General features: G+C 73.3%; 15 protein-coding genes, 1 tRNA gene and 2 pseudogenes. 12 read left to right on the forward strand and 6 right to left on the reverse strand.

The annotated features are described in order from the left end of the window. Positions 1-48: 48 nt before the first annotated feature. On the reverse strand, positions 49-942 hold the full coding sequence (locus tag ACQEVS_RS27930; RefSeq protein ID WP_433024707.1) for a class I SAM-dependent methyltransferase: 894 nt from the start codon (positions 940-942) through the stop codon (positions 49-51). Positions 943-1,074: 132 nt separating this feature from the next. Between ACQEVS_RS27930 and ACQEVS_RS27935 the strand changes: the two genes are divergently transcribed. The 3 genes from ACQEVS_RS27935 to ACQEVS_RS27945 all read left to right on the forward strand — a co-directional run bounded on the left by ACQEVS_RS27935 (position 1,075) and on the right by ACQEVS_RS27945 (position 3,578). Continuing rightward, complete coding sequence (locus ACQEVS_RS27935; protein WP_433024710.1) at positions 1,075-2,229, forward strand: sensor histidine kinase; 1,155 nt, start codon at positions 1,075-1,077, stop codon at positions 2,227-2,229. Continuing rightward, entirely contained in the window at positions 2,226-2,879 is a 654-nt protein-coding gene (locus ACQEVS_RS27940) for a response regulator (RefSeq protein ID WP_433024713.1), read from the forward strand. The genes ACQEVS_RS27935 and ACQEVS_RS27940 overlap by 4 nt, the downstream gene beginning before the upstream one ends. Before the next feature lie 330 nt (positions 2,880-3,209). Next, positions 3,210-3,578, forward strand: coding sequence for a nuclear transport factor 2 family protein (locus tag ACQEVS_RS27945; RefSeq protein WP_433024716.1), 369 nt, complete (start codon positions 3,210-3,212; stop codon positions 3,576-3,578). Here the strand turns inward: ACQEVS_RS27945 and ACQEVS_RS27950 are convergent. Then, positions 3,568-4,374 carry a helix-turn-helix domain-containing protein gene (locus ACQEVS_RS27950; protein ID WP_433024719.1) on the reverse strand — a complete coding sequence of 269 codons (807 nt, stop codon included), beginning with the start codon at positions 4,372-4,374 and terminating at the stop codon, positions 3,568-3,570. The two genes, ACQEVS_RS27945 and ACQEVS_RS27950, sit on opposite strands and share 11 nt — an antisense overlap. A 239-nt stretch (positions 4,375-4,613) precedes the next feature. On the opposite strand from ACQEVS_RS27950, the gene ACQEVS_RS27955 reads away from it, so the two are divergent. After that, entirely contained in the window at positions 4,614-4,925 is a 312-nt protein-coding gene (locus ACQEVS_RS27955) for a 4a-hydroxytetrahydrobiopterin dehydratase (RefSeq protein ID WP_433024722.1), read from the forward strand. A 234-nt stretch (positions 4,926-5,159) separates the two neighbouring features. Here the strand turns inward: ACQEVS_RS27955 and ACQEVS_RS27960 are convergent. Together ACQEVS_RS27960 and ACQEVS_RS27965 are read right to left on the reverse strand one after the other, a co-directional pair. Beyond that, positions 5,160-6,996: pseudogene (locus tag ACQEVS_RS27960) on the reverse strand (AMP-dependent synthetase/ligase). Positions 6,997-7,471: 475 nt separating this feature from the next. After that, positions 7,472-8,344 (reverse strand): annotated as a pseudogene (locus ACQEVS_RS27965) (LysR family transcriptional regulator); the annotation flags it as partial. A gap of 86 nt (positions 8,345-8,430) precedes the next feature. Between ACQEVS_RS27965 and ACQEVS_RS27970 the strand changes: the two are divergent. Beyond that, on the forward strand, positions 8,431-9,486 hold the full coding sequence (locus ACQEVS_RS27970; RefSeq protein WP_433024725.1) for a bile acid:sodium symporter family protein: 1,056 nt from the start codon (positions 8,431-8,433) through the stop codon (positions 9,484-9,486). A gap of 203 nt (positions 9,487-9,689) precedes the next feature. Here ACQEVS_RS27970 and ACQEVS_RS27975 read toward each other — a convergent pair whose 3' ends face one another. After that, on the reverse strand, positions 9,690-10,622 hold the full coding sequence (locus ACQEVS_RS27975; protein WP_433024728.1) for a quinone oxidoreductase family protein: 933 nt from the start codon (positions 10,620-10,622) through the stop codon (positions 9,690-9,692). Positions 10,623-10,756: 134 nt separating this feature from the next. On the opposite strand from ACQEVS_RS27975, the gene ACQEVS_RS27980 reads away from it, so the two are divergent. Together ACQEVS_RS27980 and ACQEVS_RS27985 are read left to right on the forward strand one after the other, a co-directional pair. After that, on the forward strand, positions 10,757-11,218 hold the full coding sequence (locus ACQEVS_RS27980) for a MarR family winged helix-turn-helix transcriptional regulator (RefSeq protein ID WP_433024732.1): 462 nt from the start codon (positions 10,757-10,759) through the stop codon (positions 11,216-11,218). A 258-nt stretch (positions 11,219-11,476) separates the two neighbouring features. Further along, positions 11,477-13,969: a GTPase-associated protein 1-related protein gene (locus tag ACQEVS_RS27985; RefSeq protein ID WP_433024735.1), complete on the forward strand. Its 2,493-nt coding sequence runs from the start codon at positions 11,477-11,479 to the stop codon at positions 13,967-13,969. A 228-nt stretch (positions 13,970-14,197) separates the two neighbouring features. Here the strand turns inward: ACQEVS_RS27985 and fdhD are convergent, their stop codons facing one another. After that, positions 14,198-15,031 carry a formate dehydrogenase accessory sulfurtransferase FdhD gene (fdhD, locus tag ACQEVS_RS27990; RefSeq protein ID WP_433024738.1) on the reverse strand — a complete coding sequence of 278 codons (834 nt, stop codon included), beginning with the start codon at positions 15,029-15,031 and terminating at the stop codon, positions 14,198-14,200. A gap of 400 nt (positions 15,032-15,431) precedes the next feature. Here fdhD and ACQEVS_RS27995 point away from each other — a divergent pair, with 400 nt between their 5' ends. From ACQEVS_RS27995 to ACQEVS_RS28015, 5 genes are all read left to right on the forward strand, one after another. Next, entirely contained in the window at positions 15,432-16,985 is a 1,554-nt protein-coding gene (locus ACQEVS_RS27995; protein WP_433024741.1) for an aldehyde dehydrogenase family protein, read from the forward strand. Between the two features lie 403 nt (positions 16,986-17,388). Next, positions 17,389-17,473: transfer RNA gene (locus ACQEVS_RS28000), tRNA-Leu, on the forward strand. 157 nt (positions 17,474-17,630) lie between these two features. Beyond that, entirely contained in the window at positions 17,631-17,957 is a 327-nt protein-coding gene (locus ACQEVS_RS28005) for a putative quinol monooxygenase (RefSeq protein ID WP_433024744.1), read from the forward strand. A gap of 113 nt (positions 17,958-18,070) precedes the next feature. Beyond that, positions 18,071-18,733, forward strand: a complete 663-nt coding sequence (locus ACQEVS_RS28010) for an HNH endonuclease (protein ID WP_433024747.1) — start codon at positions 18,071-18,073, stop codon at positions 18,731-18,733. A 173-nt stretch (positions 18,734-18,906) separates the two neighbouring features. Beyond that, entirely contained in the window at positions 18,907-20,514 is a 1,608-nt protein-coding gene (locus tag ACQEVS_RS28015) for an FAD-dependent oxidoreductase (protein ID WP_433024750.1), read from the forward strand. Positions 20,515-20,523: the final 9 nt, after the last annotated feature.

Here is a 20,523-nt window from a genome sequence, read left to right on the forward strand (position 1 = left end):
GCTGACCTGAACCCGGGCTGATCCCGAGTCGAACCCGAGCCGAGCCCTTCAAGGGGCGCGCAGGTGCTGTACGCGAGCGGGCGGCACGTTGTCCCAGACGACGTGCCGCCCGACGCCGTACCGGGCCGTGAACGCGTCCAGCAGTGCGGCCACCGCCCGGTGCCGGCGCGCTTCGGCCCGGCCACCGGTCAGCGCGCGCAGCGGCCGGGTGCCGAGGTAGGCGAAGAAGGTCAGATGCCCGCCGGGGGTGAGGGCACGCAGGTACTGCCCGAGGATCGTCTCGACCGTCTCCGGCGTGAAGTTGGTGAACGGCAGGCAGGAAACGATCAGTTCGTAGCGGTGTTCGCCCAGATCGAGTTCGGTGATCGATTCCGGTATCAACCGGATGCGGTCGCCGGCCGCCGCCATGGCCGGATCCGTCTCCCTCAGCCCCTCCAGCGTCCGGACGAACCGGGGGTTGACCTCCACGGCGTCGAGCCGGTCGCCCGGCCGGACCAGCAACTCGGCCAGCACCCGGGTGACCGTGCCCGTACCGGCGCCCGCCTCAAGCACCGCCCACGGCCGTCCGTCCTGCGGCCCTTCACTCCGCGGCCTATCGCCCTGCGACTTCCCGTCCTGCGAGCTACCGTCCTGCGACTTCCCGTCCCACGGGCTACCGCCCTGCGGCCTCTCGCCCCGCGGGCTACCGTCCCGCGGCCTTCCGCTCTGCCGCCGCCCGTTCCACGGCCTTTCGTCCCGCGCGGCCCTGCCCGCCCGGTCCGCCAGCGGCTGGGCCAGGCGGCAGGCCAGGCTGTGGCCGCTGGGGGCGATGGCGCCGGTGGTGTGGAAGGTGCGCGCGGCCTCCCGGAGGAAGAGGAGCGGGCCCGCCGGGGGAGGGGCGGTACGGACGGTGATGCCGGTGCGAGGGTGGTCGGGAGCGGCGGATGGGGGCGTCAGGTTCATGGCCTCGACGCTAGGAACCGGACACGGCCCGGCCATCGGCCGAACCGACCCGCCCACCCCCTACCGAAGTCGGGGGTCCCCGTGCCCGGTCGGCGGAGGCCGTCCGTCCGGGCCCGTGCCTAGTCTGGGCGCGTGTTCACCCTGACCGATCGGACCTGGCCCCGCTGGGCCGATGCCCTGCTCCTCGCCCTGGTCGGCTTCCTGGCGGCACAGGAGGCGTACGTCCGCGGCGTGGACCGCTGGTTCGGTCCCGGGGACGCGGTCGCGCTCGCCGTCGCCGCGACGGCCGCCCTGATCCCGCGCGAACGGTTCCTCCCGCTCGCGGCGGTCACGGCGATCGCCGGCGCCGCGCTGCTGGGCGTCGTTCCGCCGCTGCTCGTCGCCCTCTTCAGGACCGCCCGGCGCGGCCGCACCGGTGTCGCCGCGCTGTGCGCGGCGGCCGCCCTGGCGGGCAACCGGTTCGCCGACCCGGGCCGCAACCTGTGGACCCTCCACCTCTACGGCCCCTTCATGCCCTTGGCCCTCGCCCTGGCCCTCGGCCTGTGGGCGGGCAGCCACCGGCGGCTGGTCGCCGCCCTGGACGACCAGGTGGAACGGCTGCGCGTCGAACGCGGCCTCCGCGCCGAACAGGCCCGGCTCGCCGAACGCGCCCGTATCGCCGCCGAGATGCACGACGTCCTCGCCCACCGCCTCACCGTCCTCGCCCTGCACGCCGGAGCCCTGCGGCGGCGGGCCGCCGGCCTCCCCGAACCCGTCGCCGAACGGCTCGACCTGCTGCGCACCACCTCCACCGAGGCCCTCGCCGACCTGCGCGACGTCCTCGGCGCCCTGCGCCACACCGACGACGGGCCGGACGCGGCCGACCGGCGCGAACCCGGCCTGCGCGAACTGACCGACCTGCTGGCCGAGGCGCGCGCCGCCGGGCAGGCGGTCGAGGCGGACATCGCCGGCGACGCCGCGTCCGTCCCGGTCAGCCACCGCCTCGCCGTCCACCGCGTGGTCCAGGAGGCCCTGACCAACGCCCGCAAACACGCCTCCGGCGCGCCCGTCCGCGTCGCCGTCCGCTACGGAACGGCGGGATCCGCCGTGGAGGTGCGCAACGCCGCCGGCACCCCGTCGGAAGCCGCGGAACTGGGCGGCGGCTACGGTCTGATCGGCCTCACCGAACGCGTCACGGCGCTCGGCGGCCGGCTGGAGTACGGGCCGTCGGACCGGGGCGGCTGGCGCATGACCGCGGTCATCCCCGGGTCCGGGCGGCACACCACGGGACGCGCGGGAGCGGCATGATCCGAACCATGATCGTCGACGACGACCGGCTGGTCCGGCTCGCCCTCGCCGACATCCTCGACGACACCCCCGGCATCACCGTCGCCGCCGAGGCCGCCGACGGCGCGGAAGCCCTCGAACTGGCCCGCGCCCACCGGATCGACGTGGCCCTCATGGACGTGCGGATGCCCCGCGTGGACGGCATCGAGGCCACCCGGCGGCTCCGCGCCCTGCCGGACCCGCCGCAGGTCGTCGTGCTCACCACCTTCGACCTCGACCGGTACGTGTACGACGCGCTGACGGCCGGCGCGTCCGGGTTCCTGCTCAAGGACACCGAACCCGACGAGATCGTCCGTGCCGTGCGGGTCGTCGCCGCAGGGCAGGCCATGCTCCACCCGCACGCGGCCCGCCGCCTCATCGACCGCTACCACGAGACGGCCCGGCCGTCCGGCCGCGCGGCCCGGGCCCGCGTCGAGCGGCTCACACCCCGCGAGACGGACGTCCTCACCCTGCTCGCCGACGGCGCGTCCAACGCCGGGATCGCCGCCGCGCTGGGGATGCGGGAGAGCACCGTGAAGGCGCACGTCAGCCGGATCCTGGCGGCGCTGGAGGTGGACAACCGGGTGCAGGCGGCGCTGTGCGCGCGGGACGCGGGCATCAGGGGCGACTGACGGACGGGCTGCTTCCGGGGTGGGGCGGCGCGGGCTGCGGGTGCCGAGGGGAGCAGGAGCCAACGGCCGCGTACGCCAAGGGCTACAGGCGGCGGGGCCGCGTACATCCAGGGCCGCGTACGTGCAGGGCCACGTCCGTCCAGAGCCACGTGCGCCAAGGGCCGCATACGTCCAGGGCCACGTACGCAAAGAGCCACGTGCGTCAAGAGCCGCTACCTGGGAGGTAATCGCCGTCCGTGCGCGCGCACGGCAGGATGTGGGCATGCCTCCGGACCCGGGCGCTCGGGTTCGGAGGTTCCCCAAGCCCTTCCAGCAGAAAGAGAGTTCACCATGTCCGTCTACGAGACCGCCGTCGCCCGCTACCTCGCCGCCTGGAACGCCGACGCGGAGTCCCGCGCCGCGGCCGTCGCCGCCGCCTGGGCCGAGGACGGCTCCTACACCGACCCGTTGGCCGACGTCACCGGGCACGAGGGGATCACCGCCGTGATCACCGCCGCGCACGAGCAGTTCCCCGGCTTCGAGTTCCGGCCGGCCGGTGCCGTGGACGGGCACCACAACACCGTCCGCTTCGGCTGGGAACTGGTCTCCACCGCCGACGGCTCCGCGCCCGTCGCCGGCTTCGACGTGGCCGTGCTCACGGAGGATGGCCGCATCCGCGGCGTGCTCGGCTTCCTCGACCGGGTCCCGGCTACGGCGTGAGGCCCCGCAGGTACGCGGCCGTCTCCGCGTCGGCGGGGAGGAAGGTCTCCAGCGCCAGTTCGGAGACGGTCACGTCCAGCGGGGTGTTGAAGGTGGCGATGGCGGAGACGAACGACAGCGTCCGGCCGTCGTGCTCGATCAGCATCGGCAGCGCGTAGGGCGCGCACCGGTCGCTCGCCCGCTCCTCGCCGCAGGGGTCCGGCAGCGGGTAGGCCACCACCTCGTCGTACAGGGCGCGCAGCGGCGCGGACCGCATCAGGGACAACTGCCGGTCCATCTGGTGCAGCAGATGGCGGCGCCACTCGGGGAAGTTGCGGATGCGCGGGGCCATGCCGCCCGGGTGCAGGGTCAGCCGCATGGCGTTCAGCGGCGGGACGAGCAACTCCTCGGCCACGCCCTCCAGCAGCATGGTGACGCCCCGGTTGGCCGCCAGCACCTGGTACGCGCCGTCGACGACGAGCGCGGGGAAGGGCTCGTAGCCGCGCAGCAGGACGTCCAGGTTGGCGCGCATGTCGCTCAGCGCCGGGTCGTCCAGCGAACGTTCCGGATAGCGCGGGGCGTAACCCGCCGCCATGAGGAGGGTGTTCCGCTCCCGGACGGGTATGTCCAGGTGGTCGGCGAGGCGCAGCACCATCTCCTCGCTCGGCCGCGACCGGCCCGTCTCGATGAAGCTGATGTGCCGGGCCGAGGAGTCGGCGCGCAGGGCCAGCTCCAGCTGGCTGATCCGGCGGCGGTTCCGCCAGGAGCGCAGGAGCTCGCCCACTTGCGGGACCGTCGAGGTCGCAGTAATCGTCATGCGTGCGACCGTAACCCGCCGCCCCTGAAGCCGACGGGAAATAACCCCCGCCCCGTGGGAGGCTTGGGGTACCGGCGAGGGTCACCGGTCTTCTGGTGCCGGCGGTGCGCGGTGTGGGGTGCCGGATGCTCGGTGTCCGGTGTCCGGTGTCCGGTGCGCGGGCGCGGGCGCGACGAAGACGGAGCGCGGACGAAGACGGAGCACGGCCCACGGTCCATGACCGGCGAAGAGGAGCTGTCATGACGGTCGAACCGCTGTCGCAGCAGGACGTCGAGGAGCGCCTCCGGGAGCTCCCCGGCTGGACGACGGACGGACTGCTGCTGCGCCGTACCTACACCTTCGCCGGGCACCTTCCGGCGGCGGCTCTGGTGCTGCACATCGCGGTCATCCAGGACGAGTTGGGGCACCACGCCGAGATCACGCTCGGCTACGACCGGGTCGGCGTCGCGGTGAACACACACAGCGTGGGCGGCAAGGTGACCGGTCTGGACATCGAACTCGCCCGCAGGATCGAGGCGGTGGCCGCGGGGCATGGGGCGCGGGCCGCCTGATGACCACGGAGCGTTGTCCCGGCACGCCGACCGCTCTCACGAGACGGTCGGCTGCCACGTCCCGGCCGGATGTCACATCCCAGTGGGCTGTCACGACTCCGTCGGCCGCCATGACACGATCGGCCGCCACGACACGATCGGTCGTCGTGACAGGGTCGGTCGTCATGACGCGATCGGTCGTCCTGACACGGACAGCCGTCGTGACGGGGGCGGTCGTCACGACACGGACAGCCGTCACGACACGGTCAGCCGGTAGAGCGCGTCGACGTCCGTCGCGTACGCCTTCTCTATCGCCCGCCGTTTGAGCTTCATGGTGGGCGTCACCAGCCCCTGCTCCTCGGTGAACTGACCGGCGAGGATGCGGAACGTGCGGATCGACTCGGCCGGCGGCGCCTGCGCGTTGGCGGCCACCACGGCGCGCCGGATCTCGGCCTCCAGCTCGGGGTCGCGCACCACCTCGCCCGGGGCGGGACGGGCCGGCCGCGCATCGCGTACCAGTGCGCGACCGCCGGACGGTCCAGGGTGACCAGCGCGGCCAGGAACGGGCGGCCGTTGCCGACGACCAGGCAGCGGTCCACCAGGGGGTGCGCCCGGACCCGTTCCTCCAGCGCCGAGGGCAGGACATCCGTCCCGTCGGCGGTCGCCAGGGACTCCGCCTTGCGGCCCCTGATCGTCAGATACCCGTCGTCGTCGAGTGAGCCCAGGTCTCCGGTGGCCAGCCAGCCGTCCCGGAGGACCGTTTCGGTGCCGCGCGGGTCGCCCAGGTAGCCGGCGAACACCTGGGGGCCCCGCAGCCACACCTCGCCGTCGTCCGCTATGCGCACGCCCGTGCCGGGGACGGGCATGCCGACCGTGCCGAAGCGGGGACGCTCCGGCGGGTTGGCGGTCACCGCGCCCGTGGTCTCCGTCAGGCCGTAGCCCTCGACGAGGGTGATGCCGGCGCCGGCGAAGAAGAGGCCGAGCCGGCGGTCGAGGACGGCGCCGCCCGACAGCGCGAACCGCAGCCGGCCGCCCAGGCTCTCCCGGAGCCCGGAGTACACGAGCCGGTCGAAGACCCGGCGCCGGACGCGCAGGGCGGTGCCCGGGCCCGGGCCGACACCGAACGCCCGCTCCTCCACGGCGCCGGAGTGGCGGACGGCCACGTCCACCGCCCGCTCGAACGTCCTCTCGCGGCCGGTGCGTTCGGCCTCGCGCCGGGCGGCGGTGAAGACCCGCTCGAACACGTAGGGCACCGCGGCGAGGAACGTCGGACGGAAACTCCGCAGCTCGGACAGGAACACCGGCCCCGACATCCTGGACTGGTGCCCCACCCGGACCCCGGCCCGTACGGCGGCGACCTGCACCATCCGGCCGAGCACATGGGCGAGCGGCAGGACGAGCAGGGTGGACGCCTGCTCCCCGGGGCGGGGCCGGGGCGGAAGACCGGGCCGAAGCGGCCGACGACGTTGTCGGTCTCCGCCATGAAGTTGGCGTGGGTCAGGACGCACGCCTTGGGGCGGCCGGTGGTGCCCGGGGTGTAGAGGACGGTCGCGGGGGTGCCGGGGGTGACGGCCGCGCGCCGGCGGTGGACCTCCTCGTCCGCGACCCCGGCGCCGGCCGCGGTCAGCTCCTCGACAGCGCCCGCGTCGAGTTGCCACAGCCGGCGCAGGCCGGGCAGCCGGTCGATGACGGAACCGACGGTCATGGCGTGGTCGCCGTGCTCGACGACGCAGGCGGAGACCTCCGCGTCGTGCAGCGTCCAGAAGACCTGCTCCACGGACGCCCCCGGGTACAGCGGCACCGACTGGGCGCCGACGGCCCACAGGGCGAAGTCGAACAGCGTCCACTCGTAGCGCGTCCGGGAGACGACGGCGACCCGGTCGCCGGCGCGCACGCCCTCGGCCAGCAGGCCCCTGGCCAGCGCGGTCACCTCGTCCCGGAAGTCCGCCGCCGTCACGTCCCGCCAGCCGCCGGCCGTCCTCCGGCCGAACGTCACCCGGTCCGGCGTGGCGGCGGCATGCTCGAACACGGCGTCCGCCAGACCGCCGGAGGGCGGCACCGGTACCAGGGGTGGGACGGTGATCTCGCGCACAACCTCGCTCCTCGCCACGCTCCGCACAGCGCGGGTGACCGTACCCGATCCTTCAACGGTGAACCCTGAGGCTCCGATCGACGGACGGGACTCACGGTATCTGCACGAAATCTCCCTGACCTGGCTCGATCGCTTCCCGACCGGTCCGTGACCAATGCCGGTCATTTCAAGCGGGGATGGTGACGGGGCTACCCTCTGGAGGAGCCGACTCGGCAACACTCGCCGGTCCGCTCGAATTTGTCGGCCGGTTTCAACTCGTCGGCTGGTTTCGACCTGTCGGCTGGTTTCGACCGGCCGGCCGGTTTCGGACCGCCGGTTGATTCGGATCGGGCGGCTGGTTCGAATCGGCCGGTTGGTTCCGATCGGCCGGTCCGACCGGATCCGGTGGCTCGTTCGCATCGGCCGGTCCGACCGGATCCGACGGCTGGTTCGAATCCGCCGGTCCGACCGCACCCGGCGGCTCGTTCAGGCCGACCGGGGTGTGCAACCGGTCGCCTGCCGCGAGGATCGCCTGGGACAGCGCCTCCGCGCTGCCCCGTACCGCGCTGTCCCGTTCGGGGCCGGGGCCCTGCAGCAAAACGACGTCGATGGCACCGAGTTCCGGCAGCCCCGCCCGGGCCGGGACGGGCGCCAGCCCCGGCGGGATCATGCCGCGCGTATGGGCCATCACCCCCAGCCCGGCCCGGGCCGCCGCCACCAGTCCGTTGAGGCTGCGGCTGGTGCACGTCACCCGCCAGGCCCGGCCGTCGTGCTCCAGGACGTCCAGGGCCCGCGCCCGCGTGATCGCCGGCGCCGGGAAGACGACCAGCGGCAGGGGCCGGCGGGCGTCCAGGCGCAACCGCTCGCTGCCGATCCACACCAGGCGGTCACGCCAGACGAGCCGGCCGTTCTGCGGCTGCCGGGGGTGGCGCTTGACCAGCACGAGGTCGAAGCGCCCGGCCGCCATCTGCTCGTGGAGCGTGTCCGACAGGTCCACCGTGAGCTCCAGGTCCACCTCCGGGTGCTCACGCCGGAAGCGCTCCAGGACCTCGGGCAGCCGGGTGAGGACGAAGTCCTCGGAGGCCCCGAAGCGCAGCCTCCCGCGCAACCGCGTCCCCGCGAACCAGTGGGCGGCCCGCTCGTTCGCCTCCAGGATCGTGCGGGCGAAGCCGAGCATGGCCTCCCCGTCCTCGGTCAGCTCCACGCTGTGCGTGTCACGGACGAACAGCTGCCGTCCGGCCGCGTCCTCCAGCCTGCGCACCTGCTGGCTGACGGTCGACTGGCGCACTCCCAGACGATGGGCGGCCTGGGTGAAGCTGAGCGTCTGCGAGACGGCGAGGAAGGTCCGCAACTGCACCGGATCGAACATGCCCCCGAGCCTATCGCCACCCGTGATGACAGTCAGCACGGTGAACGGGGTTCCCGATGACCGCGCTCCCGGGCAGGCTGGCACTCATGCGCCGACCAGCCTTTCCGACCTCCTTCCTGTCCCGATCGCCCGTCGATCCCTACGTCGCCGCGCTGCTCGGCACGGTCCTGCTGGCGGTGCTGCTGCCGGCCCGCGGCTCGGCGGCGACGGTGGCCGGCATCGCCGCCAAGATCCTGGTGGGCCTGCTCTTCTTCCTCTACGGCGCCCGGCTCTCCACCCGGGAGGCCGTCGAGGGGCTGCGCCACTGGCGACTGCACACGGCCGTCCTCTGCTGCACCTTCGTCGTCTTCCCCCTGCTCGGACTCGCCGCCCGCGGCCTCGTCCCCTACGTCCTGACCCCGAGCCTCTACGACGGCTTCCTCTTCCTGTGCCTGGTTCCGTCCACCGTCCAGTCGGCCATCGCCTTCACCTCCATCGCCCGCGGCAACGTGGCGGCGGCCATCTGCGCGGGCTCCTTCTCCAGCCTCGTGGGCATCGTCCTCACGCCCCTCCTCGCGGCGGCGCTGCTCGGCAACAGCGGAGCCGGGTTCTCCCTCGATTCGCTGCTGTCGATCGTCCTGCAACTGCTCGTGCCCTTCCTCGCCGGCCAAGCGCTGCGCCCCTGGATCGGCGGCTTCATCGGCCGCCACCGCACCGTCCTGGGCCGTGTCGACCGCACGTCGGTGCTGATGGTCGTCTACGTGGCCTTCAGCGCCGGCATGGTGCGCGGCGTCTGGAGCCAGGTGACGCCGTGGCGGCTGCTGGCCCTGCTGGCCGTGGAGGCCGTCCTGTTGGCGATCATGCTCCTCCTGACCGGTTACGGCTCACGCCGGCTCGGCTTCTCCCGCGCCGACCGGATCGCCATCGTCTTCGCGGGCTCGAAGAAGGGCCTCGCGGCCGGACTGCCCATGGCCACCGTCCTCTTCGGGGCCGAGTCCAGCCTCGCGGTGCTGCCGCTGATGCTCTTCCACCAACTTCAGTTGATGGTCTGCGCCGTCCTCGCCAAGCGCTTCGCCCGCCAACCGGACGCCGATGCCCCGGAACCCGCGCCGAGCGGGTTGGTGCAGGGCCGCACCGAGGCCACGACCGGCCGGGCGCGGTAGTCGGACCGACCTCTACCGTCCTTCACCCGGCCGCACGGTTCTTCACCCAGCCGTATCGTCCGTTGCTCGGCCGCACCGTCCTTCGCCCCGACCGCACCGTCCGTCGCCCGTCCGCACCGCCCTTGGCCTGGCCGCACCGTCCTCACCCGGCCCAGTTGCCCGCCACCCGGCCGAACGCCCCTTCACACCGACTGCGTCGCCCCTTATGCCGGGCGCAGGACCACCTTTCCCTGGTTGGTGCGCGATTCCATGATCTCGTGGGCCTTGACGGCATCCTCCAGGGGCAGTTCGGCGTGGACGCACGGCCGTAGCCGGCCTTCGGCGTACAGCGCCCACAGGTCCTGCCGCCATTGCTCCATCAGGTCGGGCCGGTGACGCGCTATCAGGGCCATCTGGAAGCCGATCGCCGATTTCGCGCCGACCAGCAGGTCGTACGCCTGGAGCGTGCCTCCGCCGGAGCTGTAGGCCACCAGCCGCCCGCCGGGCGCGAGGGCCCGTACGGCGGGGGAGAGGAGGTCACCGCCGACCGCGTCCAGGACGATGTCCACCGGATCTCCCCAGGACTTCTCCCCGTAGACGACGGCCTCGTCGGCCCCCAGGGACCTGACGAACCCGAGCTTCTCGCGCGAGCCGACCGCCGCCACCACCCGGCCCGCCCCACGGGCCCGGGCGATCTGCACGGCCAGGTGTCCGGCACCGCCCGCGGCCCCCGTCACCAGCACCGACTCGCCCTCGGCGGGACGTGCCGCCTCGTAGGCGCCTCTCGCGACGAGCCCGCAGCGGACCAGGGCCACCGCGTCGGTGGCGCTCGCGCCGTCCGGGACCCGGGAGGCCATCGATGTGTCCAGCAAGGCGTAGTCCGCGTACCCGTCGCCGAAACAGAGGCCGGTGACCCGCTCGCCCGGCCGGAACCCGGTCACGTCCGGACCGGTCGCGACGACCTCTCCCGCAACATCACCGCCCAGCCCGGCCGGGAGGGGGCGCCCGCCCTCGCGGACCTTCCGCGTCACGGGCAGGGTGACGCCGATCGCCTCGACGCGCACGAGCAGCTCGCCCGGCCCGGGGCGGGGAACCTCCGTCTCCTCGACCCGCAGGACCTCGGGGCCGCCGTTCTCGTAATAGCGGACACGTCGCATGGTGCACCTCCACAGTCGTCGGTCGCCGGACACCTTCGTTGGGCGTCCCAACGGTTATGACTGTAGCGGATGCCGTTGGGAGTTCCAATGGTTTTTCGTGGGAATTCCCAACGAGTCCGGGCTACCCTCGACGCATGGCACACACACGTACGGATCCCGGCGCCGGCGAGCCCGCCCTCGGCCACATCCAGTCCCTCCCGAGCTGGCTGCTCAACCGCGCCTCCGCCCGCGGCCGCCGCCTCGTCGCCGACGCGCTCGCGCAGGACGGCATGCGCATGCCCCACCACGCCGTACTCTCCGCCGTGGCCGACCTCGGCCCGGTCGCCCAGGCGGAGCTGGGCCGGACGACGGGCTTCGATCCCAAGGACATGGTCGGCATCCTCAACGACCTCCAGGCGCAGTCGCTGATCACCCGCGCCCCGGACCCGTCCGACCGCCGGAAGAACGCCATCACGCTCACCGACGAAGGCCGCAAGCGCCTCAACCGCCTCACCGAGTTGGGGGACGCGGCCAACGAGGAACTCCTGTCCGCCCTTTCGCCGGTCGAGCGTGAACTGTTCCTCGCCCTGCTCGCCCGGGTCGTCGACCAGGGCTGACCGGCTCCGGGGGCGGTTCCCGGGCCGCCGCCGGAGCGGGCGCGGGACGGGGGCGGAGGGCTCTGGGGAGTCTGACCGGGGCCGGGGTGGCCGGGGTGGGGGCAAGCCCTGAGAAGACCCTGATCCGGCCCTGATATTCGGCCAAATCCCGGACGGCCTCCCCTCGGATCTGGTGGGATGGCTTCGCGCGAAACCCCGCCCCGCACGCAGCCATCGGCGTACGACGCGCCGTACCCCAGCACCGTGAAAGGAGCCCGAGTGACCCTGCAGCAACTGCACTACTCCTGCTCGTCCGCGGCCTCGGGTCCCCGCTTCACGGCCGCCAGTCCCGACCTGCCCGCTCTCCTGCTGGGAGAGACCGAGCCCCTGCTCACCTACGAGCCGCCGGACGCCGCTCCCGCATCGGCCCCGGCCCGCGAAGTCCCTGCCGCTGCCGCAGGCCGCACCGCCTCCACCGACCCCACTGCCTTCACCGACTCCACCACCTTCACCGACTCCACCGCCACCTCCGGCTCCACCGCCTTCGCCGATCCCACCGCCACCTCCGGTTCCGGCGTGGACGCCGATGAACTCACCGAACTCCCCATCGTCTTCAGTCACAACCGCCTCTCCGACGGCACCCGGCTGCTCTGCCGAACCGTCTGCACCGGCACCTACCTCCGCGGCCGGCGCCATGCCTTCCACGCCCACGCCGTCCGGTTGACGCAGGACGGGCCCCTGCCCGGCGGCCTGCTGCCCATCGAGGCGTGGGAGTCCCCCTCCTGGGCCGACACCACACCGGACGACGGAGTCCCCGTCCCCCTGGCGGCCTTCGCCCCGGCCCGCCGCATCGGCAAGGAGGGGCTGCTGCGGTTCGTCACCGCCCGCGCCGAGCGGCTGGAGCCGTTCCTCACGGACGTCCGCGCCCTGTTCCGCAGCCCCGACTCGCCCCAACTCCTCGTCATCGAACGGGACACGACCCGCATCGCGCACTGGATCGCCGTCGCCAGCGCCGTCCTCCCCCGCGAGCACGCCCACCGGCTCACCTTCACCACCTACACCCGTCGGCCCCTGCTCGCCCGGCACCAGATCGTCGGCGCCCTCCCCGGATCCGACTTCGACTACGCCCATGTGGCGGCCGACCGGCGCTACCGCGTCCACGACTGCGCGGGCGGGCAGTCCAGCCCCGTCCGGGACGAGCCCGACCCCTGGGCCGTCGTGGCGGCCCGGGTGCTCCTGGCGGGCAAGCCCGCGCTGTTCACGGAGGCCGCCCGGCTCCGTACCGTCGGCGACCGCGACACCACGCACGACGCCGGCCGGCTCGCCGCCGTCGCGCTCCGCGAAGGGATCGTCCTGGACTCGGCGGGACGCGCGGCCGCCGCCCGCTGGGCCCGCCAGCACGGCCGGCACACCGCGGACGACCGCGCGGCCGGAGCCGACGTCCCGAACGCGGTGATCGCCGCGCTGGCCCGGGGCGGCACCCCCCGCACTTCGGCGGAGTGGGCCGCCCTCGCCGAACTCGCCGAGCAGTTCGGGTCCTTGACGGACCACCCCGCCGGCGAGCGGCTCAGGCGCGACCTGCGCGCGGAGCTCGACCGCGCCGCCCCCGGCGAACCCCTCGAACAGGTGCTGTCCCTCCTCCGCCTCGCGGAAGCCCTGCGCGTCGACCACACCCCCGTACTCACCGCCCGCCTCAGCGCCGCGCTGCTCGGCGACGCCAAACAGGACCGGGAACGCGTGTGGGCGGCGGTCACCGGCCGCCCGGGGCTGACGGCGGCGGTCCTCGACGCCCTGGAGCGCACCGCGGCCACCGGTGACCCGTCGTCCGTCGTCCGCCTCCTCACCACCGGCTTCCCGAAGGACCAGTTGGTGGACCACCCCCACCTGCGCATGGCGGCCGCCGTGGCGGGCCGGCCGCTCCCGCCCGACCAGGACCGCACCGACCTCCTCGCCGCGCTCACCCGGGCGGCCGGGCGCCGCCACGGCTCCGACCCGGCCGTCCTGCGCACCGCCTACCGGCTGATCTGGGGCAGCGCCCGGCCCACCTGCGCCGAGGCCGCAGCACTGCTGTCCCGGCTGCCCGCCGAGCGGCACCGCGCCGCCGGCCTCGACGACGCGCTCGTCCGGTCCGCGCTGGAGAGCGGCCCGGACGACGAGCACGCGCCCGCCGTCGCCCGCACCCTGATCCTGCGGTGCGGCCAGCGGCTCGACCCCCGCCGGCGCGCGGCGCTCCTCCTCCTCGACCAGGCGGGCGCCCTCGCCGACGGAGAGGAACTGCCGGGCTTCGCCGCCAGGGTCCTCGCCCTCCGCGAGCAGGCGATGCCCCTGGAACCGGCCATCGACGAGCGCGTGTGCGGCGCCCTCCTCCGCAGACTGCTCTCCGGCGAGCCCTGCCACGACGAACTGTCCGCGCTCGTCCGCTCCGGCGACGACGAACTGCTCACCGCCTACGCCCGCATGGCCCGCAGCGGACTGGCGGACCTCGTACTCCGCCGCTCGCCCGAGTTCGCGGGCGTCTGCTTCATGGCCTGGAACGCCGAGGCGGGCGAGAGCGACCTCTGGGACGACCTCCGCAACGATCTGCTGGTCACCGTGCTGCGCCCCGCCGTCCGCCGGATGACCCGAGAGGAGCTGGACGAAGTCCAGTGGTTCCTGAGTGAACAGGACGGCGCCTGGGACGAGATGTTCCTCGACTGGAACAGACGCCCCGGAGTGCTCGGCAGGCTCGGGTCCCTGTGCCGGACGGCGGGGGTGAGAGCGCGGCCGGACTGAGCGGGCCGGATCACGGCGTTGGACCGGTGGCGTCGGATCGCGCGTCGGACGGGTGGCGCTGGATCATGCGTCGGACCGGTGGCGCTGGATCACGCGTCGGACGGGTGGGGCCGGATCGTGTGGCCCGACTGATGAGACCGGCTGATGAGGCCGGGTCGCGCGAACGGATCGACGGGCCGGATCACCGGCACCCGGCCACTACGAGCACAAGGGTGCGGTGAACGCCCGTCACCCCATCACGATCCGCTCCTCGCCCGCGTAGACGTTCATCGAGGAGCCGCGCAGGAACCCCACCAGGGTCATCCCGGTCTCCACCGCCAGGTCGACGGCCAGGGACGACGGCGCCGACACGGCGGCCAGGACGGGGATCCCCGCCATGACCGCCTTCTGCGCCAGCTCGAAGGAGGCCCGCCCGGAGACCAGCAGGACGGTGCCGGACAGCGGCAGGGACCCCTCGCGCAGCGCCCTGCCGACAAGCTTGTCGACCGCGTTGTGGCGCCCGACGTCCTCCCGTACGTCCAGGAGTTCACCCTCCGCGGTGAAGAGGGCCGCCCCGTGCAGGCCACCGGTGCGGTCGAAGACCGTCTGGGACGCCCGCAGCCGGTCGGGGAGAGCGGCCAGCAGGGCCGGCGACAGGCGGACGGGCTCCGGGCCGTCCGAAACCGGCCAACGAGCCGTGGTCCGTACCGCGTCCAGGCTGGCCTTGCCGCACAGCCCGCACGACGACGTGGTGTAGACGTTGCGCTCCAGGCTCACGTCGGGGACGGGCACGCCGGGAGCGAGCCGGACGTCGACGACGTTGTAGGTGTTGGAGCCGTCGTCCTTGGCCCCCGCGCAGTAGACGATGTTCGCCAGTTCGTCGGCCCGCCCGAGCACCCCCTCGCTGACCAGGAACCCCGCCGCCAGCGCGAAGTCGTCGCCCGGCGTGCGCATGGTGATCGCCAGTGGCCTGCCGTTGAGCCGGATCTCCAGCGGCTCCTCCGCCACCAGGGTGTCGGGGCGCGCGTTCACCGCCCCGTCCCGGATGCGGATGACGCGGCGGCGTGCGGTGACCCGTCCCATGCTGATCGGTTCCGTTGCTGTCGGCGGCGGTGGACGGCTCATTCTCACCGGAGCCGGCGACGGTGGGGGAGCCGGGGCCGGACGGACGGGCGGCGGCCGTCGCGGGAGACGATGTCGGCTGCGCCGAACGCCGTTGCGGGCGACACCCGTTGCCGTAGGCGGGGGAGAGCCGACGAGGGGACGAGGGAGCGGGCGGAGGGACGGATGAGCAGGCGGGCGGATGGGGAGGCGGAGGACACCGACCTCTCCCGTACCTCCCCCCACCCTTACCCGCGGTCGCACGTGACATGGGCCTCATCGTGTACGAGGCACCCTGCCGCCGGGCCGGACGGGAGGCTACCGTTCAGTAGGCAACGTGCTGTTCCCCGCCCCGACTGTGCACCGAGAGCGGAGAAAACTCATGGCACCGACCCTCAACACCCTCGTCCTGCGCCCCGGCGCCGAATGGGACACCGTCTGGCGGCGCTGCCTGGACACCGCCCCCGAGGCGTTCCGGGACGACCGTGTCCTCAACCTCTGGAACGGCGACTGGCATGCGGACGGCCGTCCGCTACCCGCAGTCACCCCGGTCGACGGCACGCCCGTCGCCGGGCCCCCGCGCCTCGACGCCGAGGCCGCCCACCGCGCCGTACGCGCCGCGCTCGACCGGCACCGCGCCTGGCGCGAGGTGCCGCTCGCCGACCGCAGGGCCAGGGTGAGCGCCGCGCTGGACGCGCTGGAGGAGCACCGGGACCTGCTGGCGCTGCTCCTGGTCTGGGAGATCGGCAAGCCCTGGCGGCTCGCGCGGGCCGATGTGGACCGGGCGATCGACGGGGTCCGCTGGTACGTGGACGGCATCGCCGGGATGACGGCGGGGCGCGTCCCGCTCGCCGGCCCCGTGTCGAACATCGCCAGCTGGAACTACCCGATGAGCGTTCTCGTCCACGCCATGCTCGTCCAGGCGCTGGCGGGCAACGCGGTGATCGCCAAGACCCCGACCGACGGCGGACTGTCCTGCCTGACGCTGGCCTGCGCGCTCGCCGTGCGCGAGGGCCTCCCCCTGACCCTCGTCAGCGGCAGCGGCGGCGAGCTGTCCGAGGCGCTCGTCCGGGCGCCCGAGATCGGCTGCGTCTCGTTCGTCGGCGGGCGGGACACCGGTGCCCGGGTCGCGACCGCCGTCGCCGACCTGGGCAAACGCCACATCCTGGAGCAGGAGGGCCTCAACACCTGGGGCATCTGGAACTTCAGCGACTGGGACGCCTTCGCCCCGCAGATCCGCAAGTCCTTCGACTACGGGAAGCAGCGGTGCACGGCCTACCCCCGGTTCGTCGTGCAGCGCTCGGCGTTCGCGGACTTCCTCGCCGTGTACCTGCCGGCGGTGCGGTCCGTGCGCTTCGGGCATCCGCTGGCCACGGAATGGCCGGCGGACGATCTCCCGGATCTGGACTTCGGGCCGTTGATCAACGCGGCCAAGGCGAAGGAACTGGCCGATCAGGTCGCCGAGGCGATCGACCGGGGTGCCGTCCCGCTGCACCAGGGTTCCCTGGCGGACGGGCGCTTCCTGCCGGGCCAGGACCGGAGCGCGTACATGCCGCCGGTCACCCTGCTCAATCCGCCGCCCTCGTCGCCCCTGCACCACGCGGAACCCTTCGGCCCCGTGGACACCATCGTCCTCGTGGACACCGAGGCGGAACTGCTCGCCGCCATGAACGCCAGCAACGGCGCCCTGGTCGCGACCCTCTCCTGCGACGACCCCGAGACCTTCACCCGCCTCGCCCCGCAGATCAGGGCCTTCAAGGTCGGCCACGGCAAACCGCGCTCGCGCGGCGACCGCGACGAACTGTTCGGCGGCTTCGGCGCGTCCTGGCGGGGTGCCTTCGTGGGCGGGGACCTGCTGGTCAAGGCGGTGACGCAGGGCTCGTCGGCGGAGGAGCGGCTGCCGGGCAACTTCCCCGACTACCACCTGATGCCTTGACGCGACCGCTGATGCTCTGAGGCGACCGGCGGGACCGGCGCGACCGACGCGACCGGCGCGACCGGCGGGACCGCCGTACCCGATGAGACCGTCGTGCCCGCACGCCTCACACGACCCGTGAGACGCACGCCACCCGTGAGACGCACGCGGCCCCCGCCTCGTACTCCACGTGCACCCCCGAGCGACACGGCGGCAACCCGCCCACCGCCCGGCCCGGACCGGCTCCCCGAAGGCGGAAACCCCGCCCACCGGGGACCATCCCTCCCAGACTGTGGCCGTAGACGCCGGGTATGCCCATAAACATCCTTTATGGGCACCCCAAAAGCCCTGGTCAAAGGCGCTCCGAAACCTTGATAGAGTTATCCATGTCGCCGCGGGGAACGCCCCGAGGAGACGACACCTGGTCCGGGTGGCGGAATGGCAGACGCGCTAGCTTGAGGTGCTAGTGCCCTTTATCGGGCGTGGGGGTTCAAGTCCCCCCTCGGACACATGAAAGAACCCCAGCTGAGCTGGGGTTCTTCTGTTTTCCCGGGGAGAATCGCGGGCGGTCCACACCCCCGGTGATCTTCCGTGATCGCTTGAGCGGCATAATCGGACATCCGGGGTGAAAGCCCTGATCCGATCCCGCAAGCGCAGGAGCAGTTCATGATCTTCATCGTCGTCAAGTTCACGATTCGTCCGGAGCGGAGCGACGAGTGGCTCGGCCTCGTCGAGGAGTTCACCCAGGGCACCCGGCAGGAGCCGGGCAACCTGTTCTTCGAGTGGTCGCGGAGCGTCGAGGACCCGAACCAGTTCGTCCTGGTCGAGGCGTTCAAGGACGGCGCGGCCGGCGAGGTGCACGTGAACTCGGAGCACTTCAAGAAGGCGATGGCCTGGATGCCCGACCTGATCGCCAAGACGCCCGAGATCGTCAACGTCGAGGTGCCGTCCGAAGGCTGGTCGGCGATGGCGGAGCTGTCGCCGCGCGGCTGACCCGGCCGGCGGCCGAGGCCCCGTTCGCCCTCCACGGGAGGGCGAACGGGGCCTCGGTGTCTCTGGGTACCGTGCGGAGGTGCGTGGAGTGCGGTGCCGAGAGGGGGCCGGGGATGGTCATGCAGAAGTTCCACAACCTGCGGGGCGGTACCGAAGTGCCGCATCGTTTCTACGAGCTGACCGGTCGCGGGGCCGGACGCGTCGTCCGGCTGACCCCGCAGCTCCGACGCCTGGCGCGGGACGATCAGGCCCGCGTCCTGCGCGCCGAACTGGAGGCCCGGTGGAGCATCGTCGAGAGCTCCTTCTCGGCGGCCGTCGGGCGCAGCCTCATGAGTGACGGCGTCCGCGTGGACTGGGACACGCTGGCCCTCACCGACCGGCGCAGACGCCGCTCGGTGGCCCGGGTCGGGGATGCCCTGATCGGGTTCCAGCACGGCCGGTGCCTCATCTGCGGGGACGGGATCGTGCGGGAGGACGGGATGGCCGTCGACCATGTGTTCCCGCATTCCTTGATGCGGCGGTTCGGTGGGGTCTCCGCGTGGTCGGGGCCCGATCTCGACGTCATCTGGAACCTGGCGCCGGCGCATCCGCACTGCAACGGTGCGAAGAGCGACCGGCTGCCCACCGCCGTCGAACTGGCCGGACTCGCGCGGCGCAACGAAGCGATCATGGGCTCGCCGCACCCGCTGAGGAAAACGCTGGAGCTGACCCTCGCGGCGGCCGGAGGCGGCGGGTGGCCGGAGTTCCTGCGGGCCGTCCGGGTGCAGTGCTGCTAAGGGGCGAGGGGGAGGGTGTTGTGCGCGGCCGTCGCATTCCCTGAAGGGCCGGGGCGATAGCGGCTGTTCGGGAGGATCTTTCGGGAAAATCGGGGGAGAGGCGCCATTGAAGGCGGGGTGGGAATTCCCGCACGATTGGGACAAAGTGGGGGTGTCGGGGAAGGCGGGGTGGCGTGGTGGAGGTTCGGGACGTCGTGGTCGTCGGGGCCGGGCCCACCGGGCTGGCCCTGGCGATCGCGCTGCGGCGCTACGGGCTGGACGTGCTCGTCGTCGAGAAGGAGCCCAGTACGAAGAACGAGGCCCGGGCGTGTGTCATCTGGCAGCGGGCCCTTGAGGCGCTGAGGGACCTCGGGTGTGCCGAGGACCTGGTCGGCGCGGGGGTGGTGGTGCGGCGTGGGGCGTTCCGGGTGCGGGGGCGGCTGTGCGGGGAGTACGACATGGCCGTGCCGACGACGGCCTTCCCCTGTCCGCTCGCCATCGAGCAGGACACCACCGAGCGGCTGCTCCGCGGGCGGCTGCGGGCGCTGGGGGACGACGTCGGCTGGGGCACCGAGGCCGTTGCGGTGCGGGTCGGCGCGGACGGGGCCGAGGTCGATCTGCGGAGGCCGGACGGGCGGGGGCGCACGGTGGCGTGCCGGTGGATCGTGGGATGCGAAGGGGCGCACAGTATCGTGCGCAAGACCCTGGGCATTCCCTTCGAGGGCGAGCGCCGCGCCGGCCTCCAGGCCGTGCAGATCAACGCCAAGCCCGACTGGCGCTTTCCGCGGGACCCCGACCTCACTCAGATCTTCCTCCAGCGGGGCGTGTCGCTCATCGTCAGCCCGCTGCCCGGCGGAGCACACCGGTTCTTCGCCTTCCGCGACGACCCCTTGCCGCGCGGCGAGGAACCGCCCGGCGTCGAGGAGATGCGGGCGCTCGTCGCCCGCGCCACCGGCGACCCCGACGTCCGGCTGGTGCCGACGGATCCGCTGTGGAGCAACCGGGCCCGCTTCCACGACCGCCTCGCCGCGCGGCTCCGTCAAGGCGCCGCCCTGCTCGCCGGCGACAGCGCCCACCTGTGGGCGCCCATCGGCGGGCACGGCCTCAACGCCGGACTGTGCGCGGCCCACAACCTGGGCTGGAAGCTCGCGGCCGTCCACCGGGGGCACTGCCGCGACGAGCTGCTCGACACCTACTCCGCCGAACAGCGCCGTACGGCCGCCGGCGTGATGCGGGACATGCGCCACAACATCACCGAACTCCCGCCCGGCCCCCTGACGTTCGCCGCCCTGCGGCTCGCCGCGCCGGTGGTCATCGGCAGCCGGTGGGCCGAGCGGCGGACGCGGCTGATGATGAGCGACTTCACCCGGCACCACCGGCCGAGCGCCCTCTCCACCGACACCGGCGGCCGAGGGCCGCTGCGCGCCGGCGACCGGCTTCCGGATCTTCACGTCCGCGACCATGACGGCGTCCGTCGGCGCCTCCACGAGTTGCTCTCCTACGGGAGGTGGACGCTCCTGGTCTTCGAGGGCGGCGAGGGCGGCGAGGGCGACGGAAGCGGCGAGGCCGGTGGGAGCGGCGAGGGCGGCGGGAGCGGTACGGAGTTCAGGGGGCTGACGGAGCGGTACGGCGCGGATATCGCGGTGTTCCGGGTCCGTTCCGATGCGGGCGCGGCCGGTGCGGCCGGAACGGTGCCCGCCGGGACGCTCCTCCTTGTCCGCCCCGACGGGTACGTGGGCCTCCGCGCGGCCTCCGGCGACCGGAGCGCGCCGGCGGCCTATCTGCAACGGTGGTTTGTATAGAGGCGCAGT

The sequence above is a fragment of the Streptomyces sp. CA-181903 genome (assembly GCF_050937075.1).
In the GTDB taxonomy this organism is placed as follows: domain Bacteria; phylum Actinomycetota; class Actinomycetes; order Streptomycetales; family Streptomycetaceae; genus Streptomyces.

Excerpts from the sequence above, each read along its gene's own strand:
- ACQEVS_RS27930 (WP_433024707.1), bottom strand. The coding sequence starts at position 942 with ATGAACCTGACGCCCCCATCCGCCGCTCCCGACCACCCTCGCACCGGC.
- ACQEVS_RS27940 (WP_433024713.1), top strand. The coding sequence starts at position 2,226 with ATGATCCGAACCATGATCGTCGACGACGACCGGCTGGTCCGGCTCGCC.
- ACQEVS_RS27945 (WP_433024716.1), top strand. The coding sequence starts at position 3,210 with ATGTCCGTCTACGAGACCGCCGTCGCCCGCTACCTCGCCGCCTGGAAC.
- ACQEVS_RS27950 (WP_433024719.1), bottom strand. The coding sequence starts at position 4,374 with ATGACGATTACTGCGACCTCGACGGTCCCGCAAGTGGGCGAGCTCCTG.
- ACQEVS_RS27955 (WP_433024722.1), top strand. The coding sequence starts at position 4,614 with ATGACGGTCGAACCGCTGTCGCAGCAGGACGTCGAGGAGCGCCTCCGG.
- ACQEVS_RS27970 (WP_433024725.1), top strand. The coding sequence starts at position 8,431 with ATGCGCCGACCAGCCTTTCCGACCTCCTTCCTGTCCCGATCGCCCGTC.
- ACQEVS_RS27975 (WP_433024728.1), bottom strand. The coding sequence starts at position 10,622 with ATGCGACGTGTCCGCTATTACGAGAACGGCGGCCCCGAGGTCCTGCGG.
- ACQEVS_RS27980 (WP_433024732.1), top strand. The coding sequence starts at position 10,757 with ATGGCACACACACGTACGGATCCCGGCGCCGGCGAGCCCGCCCTCGGC.
- fdhD (WP_433024738.1), bottom strand. The coding sequence starts at position 15,031 with ATGGGACGGGTCACCGCACGCCGCCGCGTCATCCGCATCCGGGACGGG.
- ACQEVS_RS27995 (WP_433024741.1), top strand. The coding sequence starts at position 15,432 with ATGGCACCGACCCTCAACACCCTCGTCCTGCGCCCCGGCGCCGAATGG.
- ACQEVS_RS28005 (WP_433024744.1), top strand. The coding sequence starts at position 17,631 with ATGATCTTCATCGTCGTCAAGTTCACGATTCGTCCGGAGCGGAGCGAC.
- ACQEVS_RS28010 (WP_433024747.1), top strand. The coding sequence starts at position 18,071 with ATGGTCATGCAGAAGTTCCACAACCTGCGGGGCGGTACCGAAGTGCCG.